The sequence below is a fragment of the Foetidibacter luteolus genome, from assembly GCF_009650435.1.
GTDB lineage: Bacteria > Bacteroidota > Bacteroidia > Chitinophagales > Chitinophagaceae > Foetidibacter > Foetidibacter luteolus.
The window spans coordinates 1-7233 of the sequence record NZ_VVIP01000026.1 but is presented as its reverse complement, the minus strand read 5'-3'; the positions used below and the strand labels follow the sequence as shown (position 1 = coordinate 7233).

General features: G+C 45.1%; 8 protein-coding genes. 2 read left to right on the top strand and 6 right to left on the bottom strand.

The genetic code is table 11. The features are described 5' to 3' along the window. Positions 1–260 precede the first annotated feature (260 nt). Positions 261–1364 (top strand): UDP-galactopyranose mutase, encoded by a 1104-nt coding sequence (gene glf, locus F0364_RS07580; RefSeq protein WP_153797170.1) that lies wholly within the window; start codon positions 261–263, stop codon positions 1362–1364. A gap of 95 nt (positions 1365–1459) precedes the next feature. Beyond that, the gene (locus F0364_RS07575) at positions 1460–1627 is read left to right on the top strand and encodes a hypothetical protein (protein WP_153797169.1); all 168 of its coding nucleotides are present in this window, start codon (positions 1460–1462) and stop codon (positions 1625–1627) included. A gap of 20 nt (positions 1628–1647) precedes the next feature. On the opposite strand, the gene F0364_RS07570 is transcribed toward F0364_RS07575, so the two are convergent. The 6 genes from F0364_RS07570 to F0364_RS07545 form a co-directional block, all read right to left on the bottom strand. Next, positions 1648–2040 carry a group III truncated hemoglobin gene (locus F0364_RS07570; protein ID WP_153797168.1) on the bottom strand — a complete coding sequence of 131 codons (393 nt, stop codon included), beginning with the start codon at positions 2038–2040 and terminating at the stop codon, positions 1648–1650. Between the two features lie 14 nt (positions 2041–2054). Next, on the bottom strand, positions 2055–2309 hold the full coding sequence (locus F0364_RS07565; protein ID WP_153797167.1) for a hypothetical protein: 255 nt from the start codon (positions 2307–2309) through the stop codon (positions 2055–2057). Positions 2310–2363: 54 nt separating this feature from the next. Continuing rightward, positions 2364–3341, bottom strand: a complete 978-nt coding sequence (locus tag F0364_RS07560) for an alpha/beta hydrolase (RefSeq protein ID WP_153797166.1) — start codon at positions 3339–3341, stop codon at positions 2364–2366. 87 nt (positions 3342–3428) lie between these two features. Further along, complete coding sequence (locus tag F0364_RS07555) at positions 3429–3959, bottom strand: HD domain-containing protein (protein WP_153797165.1); 531 nt, start codon at positions 3957–3959, stop codon at positions 3429–3431. Between the two features lie 26 nt (positions 3960–3985). Further along, positions 3986–4801 carry an NADase-type glycan-binding domain-containing protein gene (locus F0364_RS07550; protein WP_153797164.1) on the bottom strand — a complete coding sequence of 272 codons (816 nt, stop codon included), beginning with the start codon at positions 4799–4801 and terminating at the stop codon, positions 3986–3988. Next, complete coding sequence (locus F0364_RS07545) at positions 4798–6828, bottom strand: hypothetical protein (RefSeq protein ID WP_153797163.1); 2031 nt, start codon at positions 6826–6828, stop codon at positions 4798–4800. Before F0364_RS07545 ends, F0364_RS07550 begins: the two co-directional genes overlap by 4 nt. Between the last annotated feature and the right edge of the window lie 405 nt (positions 6829–7233).

Genomic DNA, 7233 nt, shown 5'->3' with positions numbered 1-7233 from the left:
AGCTTAACCATACAGCAACTGAGCATTATGTTCGAGGGGAGGATGGCCGCAATTTTCTAAAAATTTTTCACGTTCCTTTTTCCGGCCATGGCCGGAAAAAGGAACGTGAAAAATAACCTTGACACAGTTTAAATTACACTCCCGCGACGCAAGGGACGCCTAATAGCCGTTCTGCTGCCGGGCCCATAAAAATGTATTTTCTGTTGGGATACCTCAATGGCATGTGGTTTGGTATAAGTGTGGAAACATTTGCATAACCTATGGCTGAATATGATTACCTGGTTGTCGGGGCCGGATTATTTGGATCTGTTTTCGCTCATGAAGCAACAAGAAAAGGGAAACGGTGCCTGGTAGTAGACAGGCGCAACCATACCGGCGGAAATATTTATAACGAAGATATTGACAGCATACATGTACATAAATACGGGCCACATATTTTTCATACCAACGATAAAATGATATGGGATTATGTGAATTCCTTTGTTGAATTTAACCGGTTTACCTACACACCTGTGGCCAATTATAAGGGAGAGCTCTACAGTCTTCCGTTTAACATGAACACCTTTTACCAGTTGTGGAAAGTAAAAACGCCAGATGAGGCTAAGGCTATAATAGAGCAGCAGGCATCTGCCGCTAAAAATGGACGGCCTGCTAACCTGGAAGAACAGGCACTGAGCCTGGTGGGTAAGGACATTTATGAAAAACTGATAAAAGGCTATACGGAGAAACAGTGGGGAAGGAGGGCTGTGGATTTGCCTGCGTTTATTATTAAAAGGCTGCCGGTAAGGTTTGTGTATGACAATAATTATTTTAACGACAAATACCAGGGCATACCTACAGGCGGTTACAATAAGTTAACAGAAGGGTTACTTAGCGGCATTGAATGCAGGCTGGATGTTGATTACCTGCAAAACAAAGATGAACTGGATGCACTTGCGGATAAAACTATATTCACCGGGCAGATAGATGAATACTACCGCTACCGTTTTGGGCACCTGGAATACCGCAGCCTGCGTTTTGAAACGGAGCGGCTTGAAATAGCCAACTACCAGGGCAGTGCCGCTGTTAACTATACTGAAGCGGAAGTGCCTTACACCCGCATTATAGAGCACAAGCATTTTGAGTTTGGTACACAGCCACACACAGTTATAACAAGAGAATACCCCCAGGAGTGGAAGCCCGGGCTTGAGCCGTATTACCCGATTAATGATGAAAAGAACAATGCCGTGTTTAAGCAATACCAGGATTTATCTAGAGAAGAATCGAAGATAATTTTTGGCGGGCGACTTGCAGAGTATAAGTATTATGATATGCACCAGGTAATTGGTTCTGCACTGGCGAAAGCGAAGAAGGAGTTGGAGTAGAAGGCTTAAATATTGCTTAATGAAGCTAAGCTATTTACGGGGTTAAATGCAAAAAGTTATCTTCATAAGCATAGCTGATTAGTAATTTAAAAGGCATGAAACTTTTGTTTAACATAAACAACACAACATCTGGCGTTAAAACAGATGCCGCTCTTGACAAGTATGATAATATTGTCTTGTTTCCCCGTAAACTTGAAAAGGCTAATAAGCAAATTAAAAAGTCAGGTTTTCCTGGATCTGCGTTTAAGAAAAAAAATCATTGATTAGGTGCCTGACGCGTTAACTACATAATATTTCTAAACCCCTTTTCCGCGTTCATCTTCATTTTAAACTGGAATAGCTGGCTCATTTTGCCGGCTTTTGTTTTGGCTTCTTCCGTTTTATCGCCTGCAAAATGTTCATCAAGGTTGGCATTAAAAAGCTGCAGCCACCTGTTAAAATGTGTTTCATCAACTATCAGCCCGATGTGTTTGGCAAATGGGTTACCCTGGTACACCGGTTGCGCAAAGAGTACGCTGTACCAAAAGTTACGCATGGTTTGCAGGTGGGGTTCCCAATGGCCGGTGATGCGGCTGCTGAACACAGGCGCCAGCAACTCATCCTTTCTTACCTTGTCATAAAAACTGTTTACCATTAAATCCACATCTTCACTGTTCTCTATATCTCTCCTGTTCATTGTATGCACCGGTTTTAGCATTCAGAGTAATCTGATGCAAAAATACCATTCAGCGCATACAATTTATCAATGGCTATTTCCAGCCCGTTGTCAAGCTGTAACCACTTCTTTCCATCTTTGTCAAAAATATTGGTAATAACGCCGTTGGCCCTGGTAACGCCATTGTCTTCGTACAGTATCCCTGCTTTTTGTTTTTGTTCAAAAAGTTCTGTTACCTGGTTATAAAAAGTTCCGTTAACGGGCAATGTTTCCCTGGTGTCTTTTTCCATAAAAATGTTGTATGTAGAGACAGGAATGCATCCTGTCTCTACGGGTTAAACAATTTATTGCAAGGCATTCTTTAATTCTGTGGCAGCGGCACGCAGGGCCGATTGTACCGCAGGAATGTGTGCCAGGGGGTTCAGTAGGCCATAATCGTGTATCATTCCCTGTACACGCATTAGGGTTACATCCACGCCTGCAGCATCCATCTTGCGGGCATAAGCTTCGCCCTCATCACGCAATACATCATTTTCAGCCGTTTGTACAAGGGTGGGGGGCAAGCCTTTTAAATCCGCGGCTTCTGCCTGCAAAGGCGATGCATAGATTTCTTTTCTCTTGTCGCCCTTTTCCATGTAATGGTCCCAAAACCAAATCATCATATTGCGTGTAAGAAAGCGGTCTTCGGCGTATTTAAGGTAGCTTTCCGTATCAAAATCCGCATTGGTTACAGGCCAGAATAGCAACTGGAATTTCAGGTCAACGCCTTCTTTATTGGCCATCAGTCCAACCGCGGCGGTCATGTTGCCGCCAACGCTGTTGCCTGCTATGGCCAGGCGGCTGCTGTCAACATTAATTTCGGCGCCATTTGCTTTTACCCACTTGGTTGCGGCGAAAGCTTCATTAATGGCTGTGGGGTATTTAGCTTCCGGTGAGCGTGTGTATTCCACAAACACAGCCACTGCGCCGGAGTGAACCACCAGGTCCCTCACAAAGCGTTTGTGGGTAGGAAAATCCCCCAACACCCAGCCACCGCCATGAAAGAACATAAAGGCGGGTAATGCCGCGGTTTGGCCTGAGGGGCGCATAATGAAAAGCTGTACCGACAACCCATCCTGGCTGATTGTTTTTTCTTCTATATCCACACCGGAAATATCTACTTCAACGGATGACTGCGCACCTTCCAGCACCTTCCTGGCATCGGCTGGCTGCATGGTTTCCATGGGCTCGCCGCCGGAAGTGTTGAGCGCTGTTAAAAACTTTTTTGTTTCGGCGGAAATGGCGGGGTCATCCGCATAGGGAGTAATGGTGATGTTTTGCATGGTAATTGTTTTAAATAGTTGATGTATTAAGCATGGCCAAAGGCCGATAAAATTATTGATTATCCTGCCTGCAACAAAGCACGAAACTTATTTTTTAAACATAGGCAGCGGGTTGAATGGATGCCGGAAAAAATTCTTTGCCACCTGCGTTATAAGAAAGGCATGAAAACCCAGGTTAGGGTATCTTTTTTTATTCTCTTTAATGGCCTGCCTGTTAAGCCCAAAACTCAACAGCCCCAGCGACACATCTATCCAGTCTGCCTTCCTGAAGGTTTCCACTGTGCTTTCGAAGTTGCCTTTGTAACGGGTGGTTTTGTGGTGCCATAAAATCATTTGGGTTATTTCTTCGGCCCATTCTTTTTTGCCGGTTTGCTCCAGGTATTTGCGGGCTTCATCTATGCTTGGTTGCAGGTAATCTATGGTGTGCTGTGTCCATATCCCTATATCGTGAAACACGGCCACAACAGCATATTTTTCTTCATGCTCTTTGCTTTCATCAAGTAGCAGGCAGTTAAAATAAACACGGTAAACATGGTTCCTGTATTTATCGTAATGCCTGCCGGTTTGTGACTGGTATGGCTGCATTAATTGTTCTATGGTATGGTTTGTAAGCGTCAATGCTTGCCGGTTTATTGGTGGTGAGGTTACTCCGCACTGCTTACTGCAACATACTCTATTATCGGTACCAGCTCTGTAATGGCGGTTTGGCTGTAATTCTTTTTACCCTGGTAAATGGCGTTTATTTCAACTGTTAACCTGTCATCGGGTGCTATGTTTACCGGGTTAATGCGGATGTCTGTCCAATAAGCATAATCAGATACCGGCACTGTTTGTATAACAATGCCGTTGAGATGAATGGTAAGCTTTTTGGCACGGCTGTAATTTTTCCAGAGTTTGTCTGATTTGCAGTTGCCGTTTTTAATCCTGAAGCCTGTACACTTTACATCTTTAAGGTTATTAAACGCAGCCGGTTCAAATCCGAAGCCAATGGTGTCTCCAACGGCGGAAGATGTAAGCCAGCAGGTATTGTCGTTACTGTCCAGCAGGTAACTGATAGTATTGCTCTGGTTTACGGGAAAGCCAGCCTGTGCCTGGCCGCGGCTAATAAAACCATAGCCATAAACGCTGCCTGTTTGCACTACCGTATTTTGCGATTGCAGCGGTTTATTAATAATAAACATGAGTGCTATAAACAACACCAGCGCCGCGGCAGGAAAAACAATCAGCTTACTGCTAAGCCTGTATTTTTTGTAAGCTACTACAGCCCCATATACCAAACCGGTAAATAAGCCAAGCGCTATCCACATAATAACCGGGTTAATGGTTTTAGAAACTGCCAGCAGGTTATCCATGAAAAGAAAAACATTGATGGCGATAATGCTTAACATCCTGTTTAACAGCAGGCATACCACCACCAGTATTACTATTAACCGTTTGGGTATCCTTCTTTTCTTCTTCATAGTTTTTCCCCTTTTTTAATGATGGAAAAAGAAGCAATAAGTCCGCCCAGCAACACAAGCAGGATAACGAAAAAAAGAAAGTATTTTGGCGGTAAATACTCCGAAGGTGTTGCCAGTGAGGTATAAGTGTAAAAATGATAATCCTGCGCCAGCCATGTGTTAAAGCCCGTTACCGCGCCCAGCAGGTAACGCACTATTCCAAAAAACAAAGCGCCGAATGCGGCGTATTTCAGCAACTGGGCAATAAAAGCCTTTTTGGGGAAGACAATCTTTATTTTAACCGGCAGCGCTACGGTTTGATAGGGCGTGGCTATAATTATGTTTACGTTGTACAGTTTATCCTTCACCAGTTTTAGTGCATCAACTGAAACGGTCACCACTTTTTCCGTTGTGCCGTATAAGCTGTGCAGGCTTATTATTTTTTCGTTCAGCCAAATGCCTTCAATATTTTTATCCAGGTACACCACGGCTTTGGTAAAGCCCCAGTCACTAAGTTTTACTTTAAATGTGTGCTGAAAAAGCTTGCTGCCTTCAATGGCTGTCAGCTCCAGTGCGGCAGGCTCGCTTGCAATAACAGGCTGTGGTGTTTGGGCAGCTATTACCTCTATGAACGTTTGCGCCGCCGCCAGTCTTTTGTCTTCATCCTGGTAGTAAGACGCGTTAAGTACAGGTTCCAGCTTTTGGTTGTATTGCTGAATCCATTCAAGGCGGCCAATACCTTCCAGCCAGGCGGGTAACTGCCCGTTCATCATGGCTTCCGCAATCTTGTTCCATAAACCGGCTTCATATTTTGCCCGCTCTGCCAGTTGTTTGGGCGTGTCAAATTTTTCTCCGTTTAAGTAAAAGGGATGTGTTTTGTTAACGCGGTATAAAAATGTCAGGAAGTTTTTGTGCTGGGTATCTGCAGTAAGCTTTGCCGCATTTTCGGGGTCTGTTTCTTTCAGCCATATATGCAGGTGCCCTGCCTTATAGGATGCAGCGGCCGACGTAAATAAACCGTAGTCAGTGGCCGTATCCGCTAACAGCGATTCTATATCCGGGTAGGGCCATTCTTCCAGTAAAAAGGGCAGCGATGGGTTTAGCCGGTACACCACTTTCAGAAACCGTTTCTCCCTATCATTTTCGCCGCGTATAATTTCTTCGTATTCAAATCCCTTATCCGTATTGTTGGTAAGCTGCGATACCACTACCGGCAAATAGTTGGCGCCGGATAAACGCGTAAATGCTTTTTCCTTGTGGTTAAAAGTTACTTCGCCGGTTTCTTCCAGGGTAGATACAGAATGGTCAAGCCAGATGGTGGTGCGTGACTGTGCCGTTTTCCACCGCTCATCGGTCATCCACTGGCCTTCAAATTCTTCAGTCACCTGCTTGGTGTTCCGTGGCTTAAACCCTTTGTCTTTTATCAACGCCAGCAGGTAACTTCTTATTTCTGTTTCCGTAAGGCCATGTTTAACCGCTTTGGAAATAATCCTGGCAGCCTCCTGTTTGGTAAACTCGCCATCTTCCAGCGAAATATCCACCAGTTCCTCTACCGATTTCAAGCCTTCCGTATATCTTTTACGGTCAATCTCCCGGTAGTATAAATCAATGCCTTCCTTAGTCTTTAGTTTTTGATAAGCTGCATCCAGCAGTTTTACTGCGTTGGTAACGGTATCCTCACCATAGCGGGCTTTAATTTTTTCTCTTGCGCCACCTGTCAGCAGTTTGCCTTTACCCATCCAGAAAGCGGTAAGCGCATCATAGTTTTTCTTTACCGTTTCCGGCGTAATTACCGCGTATTGCCGGTAGTCCAGGTAAAGCGCTTCAAAAGGGTTGGCAGACAGTATTGTTTTCCAATAACCGTCTTTGTCTTCAAAATGGGGCGGTACCGCACTAAGGCCGCCGGCAGCAGTAACCTGTTGCAGCTCCGTTTCAAGACTGGGCTGTTCTGCCGGTGCGGCTTGTTTATTTCCGGGCTGTGCTCCGCCGGCTATATAGCCATCTGAGCCAGGCGACGCCGCTTCCCCGCCAATATATTTATCATCCATTCCGTGTGGGATTTATGGGTGTTCTTAATCTGAATCAATATCTTTTTCAGGGGGTGCCCCCAAGCTGCGCAAGGGGTCGGGCTTTCCGCTATTACTCCGGCACAAATGCCCTGCTGCTATGGCCTCACCGGGGTAGCCGCTTCAATCCCTCACCCGAAGGTGTAACCCGCTGCGTTTTTCGTGGGCAGGCTGTTGTTTGCAACGCTGCCAACATACAACTTTGAACAATCAACTCATCGGTTTATTCAACCCTTTCAGGGTTGTTTGTGCAATTGATTTTTTACCACGGGTTTTACCCGTGGCTATTTTAATTGATGCCCTTCGGGCAAAGAAAACCTGGTACTGCATCTCCATTTGTCAATTCATTGCCTAAGGCGGCAACTCCGCCAACATTGAACTAACGAA

Coding starts and splice junctions, on each gene's coding strand:
- glf (WP_153797170.1), top strand. CDS start 261: ATGGCTGAATATGATTACCTGGTTGTCGGGGCCGGATTATTTGGATCT.
- F0364_RS07575 (WP_153797169.1), top strand. CDS start 1,460: ATGAAACTTTTGTTTAACATAAACAACACAACATCTGGCGTTAAAACA.
- F0364_RS07570 (WP_153797168.1), bottom strand. CDS start 2,040: ATGAACAGGAGAGATATAGAGAACAGTGAAGATGTGGATTTAATGGTA.
- F0364_RS07565 (WP_153797167.1), bottom strand. CDS start 2,309: ATGGAAAAAGACACCAGGGAAACATTGCCCGTTAACGGAACTTTTTAT.
- F0364_RS07560 (WP_153797166.1), bottom strand. CDS start 3,341: ATGCAAAACATCACCATTACTCCCTATGCGGATGACCCCGCCATTTCC.
- F0364_RS07550 (WP_153797164.1), bottom strand. CDS start 4,801: ATGAAGAAGAAAAGAAGGATACCCAAACGGTTAATAGTAATACTGGTG.
- F0364_RS07545 (WP_153797163.1), bottom strand. CDS start 6,828: ATGGATGATAAATATATTGGCGGGGAAGCGGCGTCGCCTGGCTCAGAT.